The 15,844-nt window shown below is 72.2% G+C and carries 14 protein-coding genes and 1 riboswitch; of the genes, 10 read left to right on the plus strand and 4 right to left on the minus strand.

Annotation, left to right across the window (positions count from 1 at the left end; translation table 11 throughout):
• Positions 1–128: 128 nt before the first annotated feature.
• The 3 genes from ACIBAD_RS29480 to ACIBAD_RS29490 form a co-directional block, all read right to left on the minus strand.
• Complete coding sequence (locus ACIBAD_RS29480) at positions 129–887, minus strand: SDR family oxidoreductase (protein WP_398909604.1); 759 nt, start codon at positions 885–887, stop codon at positions 129–131.
• A gap of 30 nt (positions 888–917) precedes the next feature.
• Positions 918–1,856 (minus strand): RNA polymerase sigma factor SigJ, encoded by a 939-nt coding sequence (gene sigJ, locus ACIBAD_RS29485; protein ID WP_398909608.1) that lies wholly within the window; start codon positions 1,854–1,856, stop codon positions 918–920.
• 92 nt (positions 1,857–1,948) lie between these two features.
• Positions 1,949–4,306 carry a chitinase C-terminal domain-containing protein gene (locus ACIBAD_RS29490; protein ID WP_398909610.1) on the minus strand — a complete coding sequence of 786 codons (2,358 nt, stop codon included), beginning with the start codon at positions 4,304–4,306 and terminating at the stop codon, positions 1,949–1,951.
• Positions 4,307–4,587: 281 nt separating this feature from the next.
• A riboswitch (FMN riboswitch) is annotated at positions 4,588–4,717 on the plus strand.
• 251 nt (positions 4,718–4,968) lie between these two features.
• On the opposite strand from ACIBAD_RS29490, the gene ribD reads away from it, so the two are divergent.
• The 10 genes from ribD to ACIBAD_RS29540 all read left to right on the plus strand — a co-directional run bounded on the left by ribD (position 4,969) and on the right by ACIBAD_RS29540 (position 13,800).
• Positions 4,969–6,054 (plus strand): bifunctional diaminohydroxyphosphoribosylaminopyrimidine deaminase/5-amino-6-(5-phosphoribosylamino)uracil reductase RibD, encoded by a 1,086-nt coding sequence (gene ribD, locus ACIBAD_RS29495; RefSeq protein ID WP_398909674.1) that lies wholly within the window; start codon positions 4,969–4,971, stop codon positions 6,052–6,054.
• Positions 6,055–6,687, plus strand: a complete 633-nt coding sequence (locus tag ACIBAD_RS29500; protein ID WP_398909612.1) for a riboflavin synthase — start codon at positions 6,055–6,057, stop codon at positions 6,685–6,687. It abuts the gene before it with no gap.
• The gene (locus tag ACIBAD_RS29505; protein WP_398909614.1) at positions 6,684–7,337 is read left to right on the plus strand and encodes a nicotinamide riboside transporter PnuC; all 654 of its coding nucleotides are present in this window, start codon (positions 6,684–6,686) and stop codon (positions 7,335–7,337) included. Before ACIBAD_RS29500 ends, ACIBAD_RS29505 begins: the two co-directional genes overlap by 4 nt.
• Positions 7,334–8,632 carry a bifunctional 3,4-dihydroxy-2-butanone-4-phosphate synthase/GTP cyclohydrolase II gene (locus ACIBAD_RS29510; RefSeq protein WP_134074599.1) on the plus strand — a complete coding sequence of 433 codons (1,299 nt, stop codon included), beginning with the start codon at positions 7,334–7,336 and terminating at the stop codon, positions 8,630–8,632. The genes ACIBAD_RS29505 and ACIBAD_RS29510 overlap by 4 nt, the downstream gene beginning before the upstream one ends.
• Before the next feature lie 65 nt (positions 8,633–8,697).
• A complete protein-coding gene (gene ribH / locus ACIBAD_RS29515; protein ID WP_048475497.1) occupies positions 8,698–9,183 on the plus strand; it encodes a 6,7-dimethyl-8-ribityllumazine synthase in 486 nt (161 codons plus the stop codon).
• Positions 9,184–9,218: 35 nt separating this feature from the next.
• The gene (locus ACIBAD_RS29520) at positions 9,219–9,500 is read left to right on the plus strand and encodes a phosphoribosyl-ATP diphosphatase (RefSeq protein ID WP_030157590.1); all 282 of its coding nucleotides are present in this window, start codon (positions 9,219–9,221) and stop codon (positions 9,498–9,500) included.
• 76 nt (positions 9,501–9,576) lie between these two features.
• Positions 9,577–10,425: an ATP phosphoribosyltransferase gene (hisG, locus tag ACIBAD_RS29525; protein WP_099893832.1), complete on the plus strand. Its 849-nt coding sequence runs from the start codon at positions 9,577–9,579 to the stop codon at positions 10,423–10,425.
• A 52-nt stretch (positions 10,426–10,477) separates the two neighbouring features.
• Positions 10,478–10,942, plus strand: coding sequence for a PH domain-containing protein (locus ACIBAD_RS29530; protein ID WP_134074598.1), 465 nt, complete (start codon positions 10,478–10,480; stop codon positions 10,940–10,942).
• Positions 10,943–11,269: 327 nt separating this feature from the next.
• Positions 11,270–12,730, plus strand: coding sequence for a hemolysin family protein (locus tag ACIBAD_RS29535; protein WP_398909618.1), 1,461 nt, complete (start codon positions 11,270–11,272; stop codon positions 12,728–12,730).
• A complete protein-coding gene (locus tag ACIBAD_RS29540; protein WP_134074597.1) occupies positions 12,727–13,800 on the plus strand; it encodes a hemolysin family protein in 1,074 nt (357 codons plus the stop codon). Before ACIBAD_RS29535 ends, ACIBAD_RS29540 begins: the two co-directional genes overlap by 4 nt.
• A 22-nt stretch (positions 13,801–13,822) precedes the next feature.
• On the opposite strand, the gene ACIBAD_RS29545 is transcribed toward ACIBAD_RS29540, so the two are convergent.
• Positions 13,823–15,772 (minus strand): AAA family ATPase, encoded by a 1,950-nt coding sequence (locus tag ACIBAD_RS29545; RefSeq protein ID WP_134074596.1) that lies wholly within the window; start codon positions 15,770–15,772, stop codon positions 13,823–13,825.
• Positions 15,773–15,844: the final 72 nt, after the last annotated feature.

Below are 15,844 nucleotides of genomic sequence, written 5' to 3' on the forward strand. Positions count from 1 at the left end.
CCCTCACCGTGGATCATGCCGTGGTCATCAAATGTGCTGATATCAAGCACATCGTCGCCCATCGGGTCCCGGTAGGCGCTCTGAAGACTCCATGTGGCGGCCCCCCCGGCGGCTCCGGGGCCCCGCCCTCAGCCCTCGGCCTGCGCGCCCCGGGACTTCAGGTACTCCCCGAAGGTGGTCTTGCCGACCGCATGCGACGGGGTCAGGTTGCCGCCGCGGCGAAAGGCCGCGTACGCCTTGCCCGCCAGCGGCAGCGCGAACACCCTGCGCCTGCGCCCCGTCGCCGCCAGGTACGACCGGCCCAGCTCCACGAGGGTGTGGATCTCAGGGCCGCCCATGTCCGTGACGCGGCCCGCCGGGGCCGGGACGGCCAGTTCCGCCAACCGGTCCGCGACCTCCTCGACGGCGATCGGCTGCACCCGCACCCCCTTCGGCAGCGGCAGCGGGACCACCGGCACCTTCGCCAGCGCGTCCACCGACCTCGCCACCAGGTCGTGGAACTGCGTCGTCCGCAGGATCGTGACACCGAGCCCCGAAGCCTCCAGCATCCGCTCGACCTCGTGCTTCACCGTGTAGTAGCCGAACGGGACCACGTCCACCCCGACGATCGAGATGTAGACGATGTTCGTGACCGTCCCGGCCCGCCGGGCCGCCTCGATCAGGTGCCCGGCGGCCACGTCGTCGCCGCCGCGCGGGGTGCTCGCGCAGTGCACGACCACCTCCGCGCCGGCCATCGCCGCGTCCAGCCCGCTGCCGTCCCGCAGATCCACCGGGTGGTCCTCCGCGCGGCGGCTCAGGACCCGTACCTCGTGGCCCGCCGCCCGCAGCCGGGTGACGACCAGCCCGCCGAGGTTTCCGGTGCCTCCGGTGACGAGAATCGTGCTCATGGTGTCCGTTCCTTCCCTGCAGGGGTCCGTTCACCAGCTGGGACCGGACAGCCCCCGGGAATGTGACAGCTGCCGCCGGAGGAATTCCAGCTTCTCCGGATTCACCAGGCTCCGCACCCCGCTGACCAGCCCGTCCTCGACCTCCACCTGCAGCACCGCCGCCCCGCCGACGAGCAGCGCGGATTCGCCGTTGACCTCCGCGAGGCAGATCGGCAGGCCGGCCCCGTACTTGCGCAGCGCGCCCGCCAGGAACCGCGCCACCTTGGCCCGGCCCAGGATCGGCCGCCGGGCCGCGGACACGATCCCGCCGCCGTCCGCCACGTACCGCACGTCGGCGGCCAGCAGGGATTCCAGCCGCGCCACGTCCCCCTCCCGCGCCGCCGCCAGGAAGGTCTCCACCAGGCTCTGCCACTGCGCCCGATCCGGTGCGAAGCGGGGGCGCGGCGCGCCCGCCCGGCCCGTCTCCGCCCGGCCCGCCTCGACCCTGCCGGCGGCCCGCCGGTAGAGCTGGCGGCAGTTGGGCTCGGTCAGGTCGAGCAGTTCTGCGATCTCCCGGTGGCCGTACGCGAAGGCCTCGCGCAGCACGTACACCGCCCGCTCCACCGGGGTCAGCCGCTCCAGCAGCACCAGCAGCGCCAGCGAGACGCCGTCCCGCTGCTCGGCCGACTCCAGCGGGCCCAGCGCCCCGCCCCCGGTGAGTACCGGCTCCGGGAGCCAGGGGCCGGCGTACTCCTCCCGCCGGGCCCGCGCCGAGGTGAGCCGGTTCAGGCACAGGCGCGTGACGGCCTTGGCGAGCCAGGCCCCGGGGTGCCCGACGTCCTCGCGCCCGGCGGAGCTCCACCGCAGCCAGGCGTCCTGGACCGCGTCCTCCGCCTCCGCGGCGGAGCCGAGCATGCGGTAGGCGATCCCGAACATCCGCAGCCGGTGCTCCTCGAAGGCCGCGAGCGCCGCGGGGTCCTGTGTGATCACCGCAGCAGCCTACGAGGGCACCCGCGGCGGACGTGCGAGGACCCGGTGGCCGCCGGGCCACCGGGTCCTCGCGTTCCTCTACCCGCGCCGGGTCAGCAGGCGCCCTGGTCCTTCCAGACGCCCCACTCGCCGGTGGTGCCGGGCTCCTCGTTCTGCGTCCACCACTGGGCCTTCCAGGTGTGGCCCTTGTGGGAGACGAGGTTCCCGCTGTTGTAGACCGTGCCCGCGACGTAGGCCGGGTTCGTGCAGGTCCCGCCCGGCGGGGTGGTGGGGGGAGTCGTCGGGGGAGTGGTCGGCGGGGTCGTGGGCGGGGTGGTCGGGGGCTGGGTGGCGCCCGGCTCCGTCAGCGTCGTGCCGCGCGCCAGGTCCCCGGCGAGGGCGTAGGTGGTGCCGGAGATGTCCACCGTCCAGTTGGAGGGCGTGGAGACCGGCAGGTAGTAGTTGAACGCCAGGTCCACCGAGGCGCCGGGAGCCAGGGTCTGCCACGCCGGGAGCTTGAGCGAGACCCGCTGGAAATCGCCCTTCAGGCCGCCGGCATTGGTGCCCGTGTGGCCGCTCGCGATCACCTTCGTGCCGAAACCGGACTGGTCGGAAGCGTTGTCCGGGGCCGAGGTCCCGTAGTCGAACCGGAACTCGGTGCCGCCGGGCAGCGTGGTCTTCGTGTTGTTGGTGATCTTCAGCTTCGGGGTGATCGGGTAGTTGGAGTCGCCCAGCTTGAACTCGGTGAACTCCGTTTTGATGTCCACGGCCCGGGCGGGCAGGGCCGCGCCCGCCTTCTTCGCGCCGTACGGGGCGGCCGACTTGAACTTCTCGTACATCAGGGAGGTGAGGGTGTCGCCCATCTCGTACTGGCCCTTGGCGGCGTTGTACCCGTAGTCGCCCGCCAGCTCCCAGACCATCGCGCCGCCGATGCCCTTGTCCACTACGTAGTCGGCCTTGGCGCCGACGGACTGCTCGTCCTCCGTCGACAGGAAGACCTTCTTCTGGGCGTTCCACAGCCACGGCGCCACCAGCGTGGAGTCGTACTTGCGGGCGTAGGTGCCGGTCAGCGTGGTGTTCGCGGGGAACCCGTACTTGGTGACGTAGTCGCCGACGACGCCCTTCTCCAGGTTCTTCGCGTGCCACATCGGGTTGGAGCCCGCCGGGGATTCGGCCCCGTTGGCGTCCAGGTCGTGCCACAGGTTGTCGATGCCGACGGCGCCGTCCCCGCACTTGGCCAGCCCGGCGCCGGCCGGGCAGGTGGTCGCCGGGGCCTTGCCCCACAGGCCGTCCGTACCGCCCTGCACGTTCTTGAAGCCGCGGGTGTAGTATGGCAGGCCCATGTTGATGCGGCCGGCCGGCATGGAGCCGCGGAAGTAGTGGTAGGCCCAGTCGGAGTTCAGGTAGCCGATGCCGCCGTACTGGGAGGTGGAGTAGACGCCCGCGGCCGCCAGTTCGCCGTCCTTGCCGTCGTCGAAGAGCGAGGCGTTCGGGCCGACGTACTCGTTCCAGGCGCCGTGCAGGTCGTAGGACATGATGTTGACGTAGTCCAGGTACTTCTGCATCTGGAACGTCTCCATGCCCCGCAGCAGGTAGCCGGAGGAGGGGGCGGCCACGGAGAGCAGGTAGTGCCTGCCGTCGGCGGCGCCCGCGCGGTCGAGTTTCTCGCGCAGCGACTTCATCAGGGCGGCGTAGCCCTGGACGAGGCCGGCCCGGCGCGCGTTGGAGAGCTGCCAGTCCAGCGGGTTGCCCGCGTCCTTCATGGTCGTCGGGTACTCGTAGTCGATGTCGACGCCGTTGAATCCGTACTTCCGGATGAACTCGACCGAGGAGTCGGCGAAGGTGTCGATGCCGGCCTGGTTGACGGAGCCGTCGGCGTTGGTGGCCATCGAGTAGAAGCCGCCGGAGGCGACGCGGTTGCCGTCGTCGCCGAAGTAGCCGCCGGTCTCCGCCCAGCCGCCGACCGAGATCAGCGTCTTGACGTTCGGGTACTGCTTCTTGAATTTGTTCAGCAGGTTGAAGTGGCCCTTGTAGGGGAGGGCCGGGTCCATCTCGGCGCCCGCCACGCCCGGCCAGGTCATCCCGGTGGCGGCGTTGTTCGCGTTGTCGCCGCCGACCGAGATCCTGTTGTCGGAGCCGACGTGGGCGAAGGCGTAGTTCAGGTGGGTGACCTTGGACCACGGGACGTTGTTGGCGAGGTAGGCGGGGGTGCCGTCCTTGCCGGTCCGCCAGCCGGTGAAGTATCCGATGACGCGGCGCTGGTGGTCGGCGCCCATCTTCTCGCGGCCCTCGGAGTCGTAGACGGAGCAGTACGGGACGTCGACGCCGGCCGTCTTGTAGAGCCCGTCCGGGCGACAGCCCTCGTTGTCCGCGGCGTGTGAGACGCCGGTGGAGAGCCCGCCCATCAGCAGTCCGGCGATCGCTGCGCCGGATGCCAGGAGCATCGCTCTCGTACGTGTGGGGGACGGCATTGTGGTGCCTCCTGGGGAGGGGAGGATGGCGGGACACGAAGGACACAACAGGCGGTGAAGTGGTGCGTGTTGGCCCGTGACGTGCGCACATCTGACGGGCTGTCTCCCGGGGAGGGTGAAGGGAACGTTAAGAGGACTAGACCACCCCGTCAATAGGTCTGGACCAATAGGGAGTGGACTTGACGGACTCCCGCGCGATCCCCTCCCTGTGACCCAGGCCACAGCCCCTCACTCGCATGGCCGCCGATCACCCGTGGCAAACTGGCAGCAGTACCAGTAAGCAGCGCACTCCGGGGTCGGTGTAATTCCGAACCGGCGGTATAGTCCGCGACCCGTCCGCAGCCAGCGGCCGGTTGATCAGGTGAAATTCCTGGACCGACGGTGAAAGTCCGGATGGGAGGCAGTGCGCGGCGGGCCAGTCACCGGTACGCCGCCGTCGGCGGTTCATCGGCGTATCCCTGCGGATGCGTCCGGGAGGACCGTTTTTTCGGCCTCGGCGTCCCCCGTGTGCTGTACCGCTTCATCTGTCGTATCCCGACAGGCCCCGGAGTCCGTGCCCGACGAGGCAGGAGGACCCGGTGGCGAACCACGCCGCGCACACACCGCACGACGCCTTCGGCGAGCCCGAAGCCGACGTCGACGCCGTCGCCGACGCGCAGGCCATGCGCCGCGCCGTCGAGCTCGCCGCCCGCGGCCTCGGCTCCACCAGCCCCAACCCTGTCGTCGGCTGCGTCATCACCGACGCCGCGGGGACCGTCGTCGGCGAAGGCTGGCACGAGCGGGCCGGCGGCCCGCACGCCGAGGTCCACGCCCTGCGCGCCGCGGGCGAAGCGGCCCGCGGCGGCACCGCCTACGTCACCCTCGAACCCTGCAACCACACCGGCCGTACGGGCCCCTGCGCCCAAGCGCTCGTCGAGGCCGGCGTCACCCGCGTGGTCTATGCCGTCCCGGACCCGAACCCGCAGGCCAGCGGCGGCGCCGCCACCCTGCGCGCCGCCGGGATCAAGGCCGAGGGCGGCTTCCTGGAGGCCGAGGCCGCGGCCGGGAACACCGCCTGGCTCACCTCCGTACGCCTGGGCCGCCCGCACGTGACCTGGAAGTACGCCGCCACCCTCGACGGCCGCAGCGCCGCCGCGGACGGCAGCAGCCGCTGGATCACCGGCCCCGAGTCCCGCGCCGACGTCCACCGGCTGCGCGCCCAGGCCGACGCCGTCCTCGTGGGCGGCGGCACCCTGCGCACCGACGACCCGCACCTGGCCGTACGGGGCGTCGAAGGGGCCACCCAGCCCCTGCGCATCGGCCTCGACACCCGCGCGGCGCTCCTGCCGACCGCCCGCATCCTCGACGACGCCGCGCCCACGCTGCTCGTCGTCGGCGAGGACGCCGACACCCGGCACCTGCCGGGCGTCGACCTGCTCCGGCTCCCCCTGCACGACGGCCGCATCGCCGTCCACGACCTGCTCGGCCGGCTGTACGCCCGCGGCGTGCGCTCCGTCTTCCTGGAAGGCGGCCCCACCCTCGCGGGCGCCTTCCTCGAAGCCGGAGCCGTCGACCGCGTCGTCGGCTACCTCGCCCCGGCCCTCCTCGGCTCCGGCCCCGCCGCCCTCGCCGACGCCGGCATCACGAACATCGCCCGAGCGGTGCGCCTCGACATCACCGAGGCCGTCCGCGTCGGCACCGATCTGCGCATCACCGCCGTACCCGTGTCCGAAGCCGTCCCCACCCCCACCGCCCCCAAGGAGCACTGAGTGTTCACCGGAATCGTCGAAGAACTGGGCGAGGTCACCGCCGTCGAGCAGCTCTCGGAGGCCTCCCGCTTCCGCCTGCGCGGCCCCGTCGTCACCGACGGCGCCAAGCACGGCGACTCCATCGCCGTCAACGGCGTCTGCCTGACCGTCGTGGAGACCGGCGACGGCGAGTTCACCGCCGACGTCATGCAGGAGACCCTGAACCGCTCCAGCCTCGGCGCCCTCCACACGGGCTCCCGGGTCAACCTGGAGCGCCCGATGGCCCTCGGCGGACGGCTCGGCGGACACCTCGTCCAGGGGCACGTGGACGGCACCGGCGAGATCCTGTCCAGGACGCCCTCCGAGCACTGGGAGATCGTCAAGGTCTCGCTCCCGCAGAACCTGTCCCGGTACGTCGTGGAGAAGGGCTCCATCACCGTGGACGGCGTCAGCCTCACCGTGGTCGAGGCCGCCGCGGACTGGTTCACCATCAGCCTCATCCCCACCACCCTCGCGCTGACCACCCTCGGCCTCAAGCAGCCGGGCGACCCGGTCAACCTCGAAGTCGACGTCCTCGCGAAGTACGTCGAGCGCCTGATGGCCGCAGGCGATCTCCGAGCCGAGCCGCCGACCGCCAAGGAGGACCAGCCGTGACCGCCCTGACCTGGCTCAACGCGGAGGCCTTCGCGGTCTTCGGCCAGAAGGTCATCTGGTCCGACATGATCGGCAACCTGATGGGCCTGGCCGCCCTCGCCCTCGGCTGGCGCCGCTCCATATGGACCTGGCCGGCCCAGCTCCTGTCCGGCCTGATCCTCATAGCCGCGTACGCCTCCGCCCACCTCGCCGGCGGCGTCGGCAAGCAGCTGCTCGTCATCGGCGTGGCCGCCTGGGGCTGGCGCACCTGGCAGCGCGGCCGCCGGCAGGCCCAGGACGGCACCCTCGCGGTGCGCACCGCCACCTGGACGGAGCGCGGACTGCTCCTCGGCGGGGCGGCCCTCGGCACCCTGGCCGTCGGCGGCCTGTTCACGCTCTTCCCGAACCTGTCGTGGAGCCCCTGGGCCGACGCCTACATCTTCGTCGGCACGATCGTCGCGATGGTCGCCCAGGCCCGCGGCCTGGTCGAGTTCTGGTTCGCCTGGCTCCTCGTCGACCTGGTCGGCGTCCCGCTCGCCTTCACCAACGGACTGGCCTTCTCCGGCCTCGTCTACGTCGTCTACTTCGCGCTCGTCCTGTGGGGCGCCCGCGACTGGTACCAGCGTTCGCGCACCACCCCCGCCCCGGCCCTGGAAGGAGCAACGGCATGACCACCCTCAAGCCCGTGCCCGACATCGACGCCGTCCTTGAGGCCGTCTTCCGCCTCGACCCCGTCGAGCAGGCCATCCGCGACATCGCGGCCGGCCGGCCGGTCGTCGTGGTCGACGACGAGGACCGCGAGAACGAGGGCGACCTCGTCATCGCCGCCGAGAAGGCCACCCCCGAGATCGTCGCGTTCATGATGAGCGAGTGCCGCGGCCTGATCTGCGCCCCCATGGAGGGCCCCGAGCTGGAGCGGCTTGAGCTGCCCCAGATGGTCCAGAAGAACACCGAGTCGATGCAGACCGCCTTCACCGTCTCCGTCGACGCCAGTGCCGCCCACGGCGTCACCACCGGCATCTCGGCCGCCGACCGCTCCACCACCCTGCGGATGCTCGCCGACGGCGTCTCCGAGCCCTCGGACTTCGTGCGCCCCGGCCACGTCTTCCCGCTGCGCGCCAAGCCCGGCGGCGTCCTGGTCCGCAACGGCCACACCGAGGCCGCGGTCGACCTCGCCCGCCTCGCGGGACTGCGCCCCGTCGGCGCGATCGTGGAGATCGCCGGCGAGGACGGCGTCATGCTGCGCCTGCCCGAGCTGATTCCGTTCGCCCGCAAGCACGGCCTGACGATCATCTCCATCGAGGACCTGATCGCCTACCGCCGCTCCGCCGAGCCGACCGTGCGCCGCGAGGCCACGGTCACGCTGCCGACCGCCCACGGCGACTTCACGGCGTACGGATACCGCTCCACGGCCGACGGCGTCGAGCACGTGGCCCTCGTCCACGGCGAGATCGGCGACGGCCAGGACGTCGTGGTCCGAGTCCACTCCGAGTGCCTGACCGGCGACATCTTCCACTCCCTGCGCTGCGACTGCGGCCCCCAGCTGCACGCCTCCATGGCCCGCATCAAGGACGCGGGCCGGGGCGTGGTCGTCTACCTGCGCGGTCACGAGGGCCGCGGCATCGGACTGGTGTCCAAGCTGCGCGCGTACGAGCTCCAGGAGCGCGGCCGCGACACCCTGGACGCCAACCTGGAACTCGGCCTGCCGGCCGACGCCCGCGACTACGGCGCCGGCGCGCAGATCCTCGCCGACCTCGGCGTCAAGAGCGTCCGGCTGCTGACCAACAACCCCGACAAGTCCGCCGCCCTCGTACGGCACGGCATCGCGGTCAACGACCGGGTGGCCATGCCCACCGAGGCGGGCGAGCACAATCTGCGGTACCTGCGCACGAAGCGGGACCGGATGGGCCACGACCTGCCCTGGCTGGACCAGGGCGTGACCACCTCCGCCTGCGGCAACCAGTAAGCACGTACGACCACCACCAGACAGCACGAACCACCACGAACCGTGAAGAACCGAGGAGCACAGCTGTGAGCGGCAAGGGCGCACCCGAACTGAGTGTCAGGAACTGCGGAGACCTCCGGGTCGCCGTCATCGCGGCCCAGTGGCACGAGAAGGTCATGGACGGCCTCGTCGACGGCGCCCTGCGCGCCCTGCACGAACTGGGCATCGACGAGCCCACCCTGCTCCGCGTCCCGGGCAGCTTCGAGCTCCCGGTCGTGGCGAAGGTACTGGCCGGTCGCGGTTACGATGCCATCGTCGCCCTCGGAGTGGTCATCCGCGGCGGCACCCCGCACTTCGAATACGTCTGCCAGGGCGTCACCCAGGGCCTGGTGCAGGTGTCGATCGACACCGGAGTCCCCGTCGGCTTCGGCGTACTGACCTGCGACAACGACGAGCAGGCGCTGGACCGCGCCGGGCTTGAGGGGTCGAACGAGGACAAGGGACACGAAGCGGTCATCGCCGCCGTCTCGACTGCTGCGACCCTGCGGTCCGTCAGCGAACCCTGGCGCTGAGTGGCGGCGGGGGACCCCGTATTCTGAGGACCATCATGGCGAACACACCCTCCAAGAGTTTCGAAGAGCTCTTCACCGAGCTCCAGCTCAAGGCCGCCACCGGCGACCCCGGCTCCTCCCGCACCGCCGAGCTCGTCGGCAAGGGCGTCCATGCGATCGGCAAGAAGATCGTCGAGGAGGCCGCCGAGGTCTGGATGGCCGCCGAGTACGAGGGCAAGGAAGCCGCCGCCGAGGAGATCTCCCAGCTGCTGTACCACGTCCAGGTGATGATGGTCGCGCGCGGGATCTCCCTCGACGACGTCTACGCGCACCTCTAGGCCGGAGTCCTCCCGCGGGTCCCCCGCCCGCCGCCCAGCCCACACGTTTCGCAATCCACGCACTGAAGGAAGCCCCATGCTGCGCATCGCCGTCCCCAACAAGGGTTCACTCTCCGGAGCGGCGTCGGCGATGCTCCATGAGGCCGGCTACCGCCAGCGCAAGGAGTCCAAGGAGCTCGTGGTCCTCGACCCCGAGAACGGCGTGGAGTTCTTCTACCTCCGCCCCAAGGACATCGCGATCTACGTCGCCTCGGGCAAGCTCGACATCGGCATCACCGGCCGTGACCTGCTGCTCGACTCCGGCGCCAGCGCGGAGGAGATCCTCCCGCTGAACTTCGGCCGCTCCACCTTCCGCTACGCCACCAAGCCCGGCACCGCGAAGGGCCCCGAGGACTTCACGGGGATGACGATCGCGACCTCGTACGAGGGAATCGTCGCCAAGCACCTCGCCGAGCAGGGCATCGACGCCTCCGTCGTGCACCTGGACGGCGCGGTCGAGACCGCCATCCAGCTCGGCGTCGCCCAGATCATCGCGGACGTCGTCGAGACCGGCACCAGCCTGCGCAACGCCGGCCTGGAGGTCATCGGCGAGCCGATCCTCACCTCCGAGGCCGTCGTCATCCGCGGCAACGGCGCCGACGCCGAGAACCCGCAGGCCCAGCAGTTCCTGCGGCGCCTCCAGGGCGTCCTGGTGGCCCGCAGCTACGTGATGATGGACTACGACTGCCGCGCCGAGCACCTGGAGCGGGCCGTCGCGCTCACCCCGGGCCTGGAGTCGCCGACCATCTCCCCGCTGCACAACGAGGGCTGGGTCGCCGTCCGCGCGATGGTCCCGGCCAAGGAGGCGCAGCGGATCATGGACGACCTGTACGAGCTCGGCGCGCGCGCGATCCTCACCACCTCGATCCACGCCTGCCGTCTCTGACCCGTACGCCCTTTCGATCCGTACGCCCCCTCCCGAAGGCATCTCCCGCATCATGGCCGAGTCCGCCGCCCAGCCCGCACTGCCCGCCCTGCCGGTCACCTTCCGGCCGACCCGTACCCGGGCCGTCCTGCTGGGCGTCGGGCTCGCCATGTTCGCCACCATCACGGCGATCGCCCTGCTGCTGGAGAACCTCGGCCCGGGGGAGCGGATGAGCTTCATCGTCACCGCCGTCCTGCTGTCGTCCGTCCTCGTCCTGCTCAGCCGCCCTAAGGTGGTCGCGGACGAGACGGGCGTCACCGTCGTGAACCTGACCAACACCCGCCGCCTGGAGTGGGCGCAGATCCTGCGCGTCAACCTCCGCCCGGGCGATCCGTGGGTGTTCCTGGACCTGAGCGACGGTACGAGCCTGCCCGCCCTCGGCATCCAGCCAGGGGTGGCCAAGCAGCAGGCCATCGGCGACGCCCGCGCGCTGCGCGCGCTCGCCGAGGCCCGGGGAACCGGGCCGCACCACCACTGACCCGCCGCCGCACGGACGTCCCACCGGCGCACTCCCGGCCGACGGAGCTCGAACACACGGCGAACAGCCGTGGAACGGGCCTCGAACGGGCCTCGAACGGGCCTTGAGCGGCTCTCGGACGAAGCACCGGAGCCACAGCCGACGGCTGCGTCCCATTGCGGCGGCGATCTCAGTGACTACCCTGGTGGCGGGGCGCACCCCTACGCCCTCCCACCGGCCCCGGGACCCCGAGGCCCGCGGGCACCTGCGACTTGAGGAGTGACTCCCTCCAGCAATGGACGGATCGTCCGGTAGTACCCGCGCCGCCCTCCCCACGGAGGCGGCGGCATGACCATCCCGCTACTCCTGCTCGTGGCGGCATTCGCCCTGATCCTCGCCAACGGCTTCTTCGTGGCGGCCGAGTTCGGCCTCGTCACCGTGGAACGGCCCGAGGCGGAACGCGCCGCAGCCGACGGCGACCGCCGTGCCCGCACGGTGGTCGAGGCCCTGCGGGAGCTGTCCTTCCAGCTCTCCGGCACCCAGCTCGGCATCACCATCACCTCCCTCGTGGTCGGCATGCTCGCCGAACCGGCCCTCGCCGGACTGCTGGCCCGGCCGCTCGCGGCCACCGGCCTGCCCGCGGGAGCCGTCTCCGGCGTCGCCGTCTTCATCGGCATGCTGCTCGCCTCCGCCGTCCAGATGGTCGTCGGCGAGCTCGTCCCGAAGAACTGGGCCGTCTCCCGGCCGCTGCAGGTGGCCCGGTTCGTGGCCGGCCCGCAGCAGGTCTTCTCCCGTGCCTTCCGGCCGGTCATCGCCGGCCTCAACGCCGTCGCCAACCGTCTCGTACGGGCGCTCGGCGTGGAGCCGGCCGAGGAGATGGCCTCCGCCCGCACCCCCGGCGAACTGGTCTCCCTGGTCCGCCATTCGGCCCAGGCCGGCGCCCTCGAACAGGACACCGCCGACCTCTTCGTACGGACCCTCTCGCTGGGCGAGCTCACGGCCCAGCACGTCATGACCCCCCGGGTGAAGGTCAGCGCCCTCCAGCACACGGCCACCGCGGCCGACGTGCTGAACCTGACCCGCGCCACCGGCCTGTCCCGGTTCCCGGTCTACCGGGAGCGCATCGACGAGGTCACCGGGGTCGTCCACCTCAAGGACGCCCTCGCCGTGCCCGAGTCCGAGCGCGCCCGCACCACCGTGAGCCGGATCTGCGTCGCCCCGCTGCTGGTGCCCGGCTCCCTGCCGGTGCAGCCGCTGCTGGAGCGGCTGCGCAGCGAACAGCCGATGGCCGTCGTCGTCGACGAGTACGGCGGCACCGCCGGGGTGGTCACCCTGGAGGACATCGTGGAGGAGCTCGTCGGCGAGGTCCGCGACGAGCACGACCTCGCCGAGGACGAGGGCCCCGAACTGGCCGCCGTGCCCGCCGAGGACGGCCGCCCCTCCTGGGAGGCCGACGGCAGCTGCCGGGTGCAGACCCTGCGCCGGATAGGCCTGGAGGTGCCCGAAGGCCCGTACGAGACCGTCGCCGGCCTCGTCGCGGACCTGCTGGGCCGGATCCCCGCCCCCGGGGACCGCGCCGAACTGCCCGGCTGGAAGCTGTCCGTCCGCCAGGTCGGCCGCAACCGCGCCGAACGGGTCCGGCTGGTCCGGCTGGGCACCGTCCCCGCCGCCGGGCACGGGACCGGCCCCGAGGCCGCCCGCGCCACCGTCCTGATCGACGCCGGCTCCGCACGCACGGGGCCCGGCCGGCAGGCCCCGCCGGACGCGCGCTCGGCGCAGCCGGCCCAGCTGGAAGGCGCCGGCCGATGAACGCCCTCCAACTGCTCTTCGCCCTGCTCCTGGTCCTGGCCAATGGTTTCTTCGTCGGCGCCGAGTTCGCTCTCGTCTCCGTACGGCGCAGCCAGATCGAGCCGTTGGCCAAGGAGTCCAAGCGGGCCCGACAGGTGCTGTACGGCCTGGAGAACCTGCCGCGGATGATGGCGGCGGCCCAGTTCGGCATCACCGTCTGCTCCCTGACCCTCGGCGCGGTCGCCGAGCCGACGATGGCCCGCCTGCTGGAGCCGCTCTTCCACGCGGCGCACCTCCCGCAGGGCATGATCCACCCGCTGGGCTACGCGGTGGCGCTCGCCGCCGTCGTCTTCCTCCACCTGGTCATCGGCGAGATGGTGCCCAAGAACCTCGCCATGGCCGCGCCGGAGAAGACCGCGCTCTGGTTCAGCCCGGGCCTGGTGGCCTTCGCCCGGCTGTGCGGACCCGTCACCGCCGCGCTCGGCTCCTGCGCGCACCTGGTCCTGCGCCTCTTCAAGGTGGAGCCCAAGGACGAGGTCGAAGCCGTCTACACCAGCGCCCAGCTCGGCCGGCTCGTCGAGGACTCCCGGCAGGCCGGGCTCCTGGAACCGGGCGAGCAGGAGCGCCTGGAGGACGCCCTGGAACTGGGCAGCCGCCCCGTCACCGACGTCCTGCTCGCCCGCGAACGGCTCGTCACGGTCGGCCCCTCGGCGACCCCGCGCCAGATCGAGCAGCTGACGGTCCGCACCGGCTACTCCCGCTTCCCGGTCCGCTCCGAGAACGGCGCCTTCATGGGCTACGTCCACGTCAAGGACGTACTGGACCTGGAGGAGCGGGAGCGGGCCGTGCCCCAGCGGGTCTGGCGGCGGATGACCACCCTGTCCGCCACCCTCCCGCTGGACGACGCGCTCAGCGTCATGCGCCGGGACGCCACCCATCTGGCCCAGGTCGCCGACCCGGCCGGCCGGGTGCTGGGGCTGGTCGCCCTGGAGGACGTCCTGGAGATGCTGGTCGGCGAGGTGCGCGACCCCGCGCACCGCGTCCCGGCCCGCCGCGCGGGCCCCCGGCAGACCAGCACCGCCGGGGTGTGAGGCGCCGCCGCAGCCGCCCCCGCTACAGCGGAGGCGGCTCCGGCCGGTCGCGGTCCTGCGGGCCGCGGCCCGACAGGACCTCCCCGTACGCCTGCATCAAGTCCGGCAGCCGCAGCGTCGCCAGGTCCTCCCGGGAGGGCTCGCCCGGGAAGCCCGCCAGCCGCAGGTCCCGGTACGCGCAGCTCTTCTCGTACAGGGTGCGCAGGAAGCGGCCGTTGCCCAGCTCGTCGATCCAGCCCTGCTCCACCACGTGCCCGCTGATGCTGCGCAGCTCCTCCAGGGCTTCCGCGTCCCAGCAGTCCCCGTTCGCGTCCGCCAGCACCCCGCCGATCGCGGTCAGTTCCAGCGGACGGTAGCTCGGGAAGTCCACCCGGGTCGTGAACCGCGAGGACAGCCCCGGATTGGCGGCCAGCAGCCGGTCCATCCCGGCCGGATAGCCGGCCAGGATCACCACCAGGTGGTCCCGGTTGTCCTCCGCCCGTTTCAGCAGCACCTGGAGCGCCTCGTCCCCGTACGCGTCGCCCTTGCTGTAGCCCGTGTTGGAGAGGCTGTACGCCTCGTCCACGAACAGCACCCCGCCGATCGCGGAGTCGATCAGCTCGTTCGCCTTCACGGCGGTCTGCCCGAGGAACTCGCCGACCAGGTCCGCCCGCTGGGCCTCCACCAGATGGTCCCCGCCCAGCAGCCCGAGGGCGTAGAAGACGCGGCCCAGGATCCGCGCCACCGTCGTCTTGCCCGTGCCCGACGGCCCTGAGAAGACGAAATGCCGCTTCGGAGGCTGCACCGGCAGCCCCTGCCCGGCCCGCAGCCGGGCCATGTGCAGCTGCGCCGAGAGCGCCTTCACCTGCCGCTTCACCGGCTCCAGGCCCACCATCCGCTCCAGCTCCGCCAGCGCCTCGGCGAGCAGCGCCGGATCGGCCGGCCCGGCCGGCAGCCCGCCGGGCGCGGCCTGGGGCGGGACCGCCACCTTGCGGCGCACGCCCTCCATCCGGCCCGTGCCCGGGCCGCCCGGAGCCCCGAACCGCGGATCCGGATCCGGCGAGATCAGCGGGTCCGGCTCCGCCTGCCCGTCCGCCGCGATGTCCTGGACGGGGCCGCCGCCGAGGGCCACCGCCGCGAAGTCCCCGCCGACCGGGGAGAGATCGTGGCCCGCGTACCCCTCGTAGCCGGACGCGGCGTATCCGGCGTATCCGTCGGCCCCGTCGACGTAGTCGCTGTCCTCGATCGCCGTCAGCCGGGCCGCGGTGTCCATGAACGCCGGGTCCACCCGGTGCACCGCCCGGTACAGCGGCAGCGCCGCCGCACTGCGCCCGGTCCCCTCGTGCGCCCGCGCCAGCCAGTACCGCAGCTCCTTGCGCTGCGGCTGCTCGCTGCGGCAGCGCATCAGCGCCGCCGACAGCATCGGCTCGGCCTGCCCGTACATCTCCAGGCGGACCCGGGCCATCCCGCCGAACAGGCCCGCCTCGATCCCCAGCAGCGGATCGTCCACCAGCGGCTCGGTGTGCCGGACCAGCTGCTCCCAGTCCTTGACCAGGTAGGCCCGGCAGGCGTGCAGGAACCGCACCTGCGTATCGGTGTCCACCGGCGGCAGCGCGGCCAGTGCCTGGTCCAGCTCCGGGACGTGCCGGCCGTCCAGCCAGTGCGAGGCGTGGGCCAGCAGGAGGTCCCGCCGGCTCTCCAGCACCGGCTGTACCCACCAGCCCAGCCAGTACCAGGAGTTCAGGGTCCGCCGGTGGCGGGCCCGCTGCTCGCCGAAGCGGTCGCGGTGGGCGTACATGCGCAATAAGGCGTTCGTGGTGTCCACCCGGAGCGCGTGCAGGCCCAGCCATGCGTCGGCCATCGAGGGATCCAGTCGTACGGCCGCCCGGAACTCCTCCTCGGCCTGCGGATAGGCGCCCATGGTGCAGGCGTCCACTCCGCGCAGCCAGGCGAGTTCGGCCGGGGCGTGCGTGCCCGGCGTGCCGAAATCCATCACATCCCCCACAAGCCTGCCCCCGTGGTGCACAGCAACCCCCGCGTCGCGCCCGCGAGTTGTCCACTGCGC

It is taken from the genome of Streptomyces sp. NPDC051109 (assembly GCF_044455885.1).
Classification (GTDB): domain Bacteria; phylum Actinomycetota; class Actinomycetes; order Streptomycetales; family Streptomycetaceae; genus Streptomyces.

What these genes read in the sequence shown, in the direction of transcription:
- ACIBAD_RS29480 (WP_398909604.1), bottom strand. Translation starts at nt 887, where the DNA reads ATGAGCACGATTCTCGTCACCGGAGGCACCGGAAACCTCGGCGGGCTG.
- ACIBAD_RS29490 (WP_398909610.1), bottom strand. Translation starts at nt 4,306, where the DNA reads ATGCCGTCCCCCACACGTACGAGAGCGATGCTCCTGGCATCCGGCGCA.
- ribD (WP_398909674.1), top strand. Translation starts at nt 4,969, where the DNA reads ATGCGCCGCGCCGTCGAGCTCGCCGCCCGCGGCCTCGGCTCCACCAGC.
- ACIBAD_RS29510 (WP_134074599.1), top strand. Translation starts at nt 7,334, where the DNA reads ATGACCACCCTCAAGCCCGTGCCCGACATCGACGCCGTCCTTGAGGCC.
- ACIBAD_RS29520 (WP_030157590.1), top strand. Translation starts at nt 9,219, where the DNA reads ATGGCGAACACACCCTCCAAGAGTTTCGAAGAGCTCTTCACCGAGCTC.
- hisG (WP_099893832.1), top strand. Translation starts at nt 9,577, where the DNA reads ATGCTGCGCATCGCCGTCCCCAACAAGGGTTCACTCTCCGGAGCGGCG.
- ACIBAD_RS29530 (WP_134074598.1), top strand. Translation starts at nt 10,478, where the DNA reads ATGGCCGAGTCCGCCGCCCAGCCCGCACTGCCCGCCCTGCCGGTCACC.
- ACIBAD_RS29535 (WP_398909618.1), top strand. Translation starts at nt 11,270, where the DNA reads ATGACCATCCCGCTACTCCTGCTCGTGGCGGCATTCGCCCTGATCCTC.
- ACIBAD_RS29540 (WP_134074597.1), top strand. Translation starts at nt 12,727, where the DNA reads ATGAACGCCCTCCAACTGCTCTTCGCCCTGCTCCTGGTCCTGGCCAAT.
- ACIBAD_RS29545 (WP_134074596.1), bottom strand. Translation starts at nt 15,772, where the DNA reads ATGGATTTCGGCACGCCGGGCACGCACGCCCCGGCCGAACTCGCCTGG.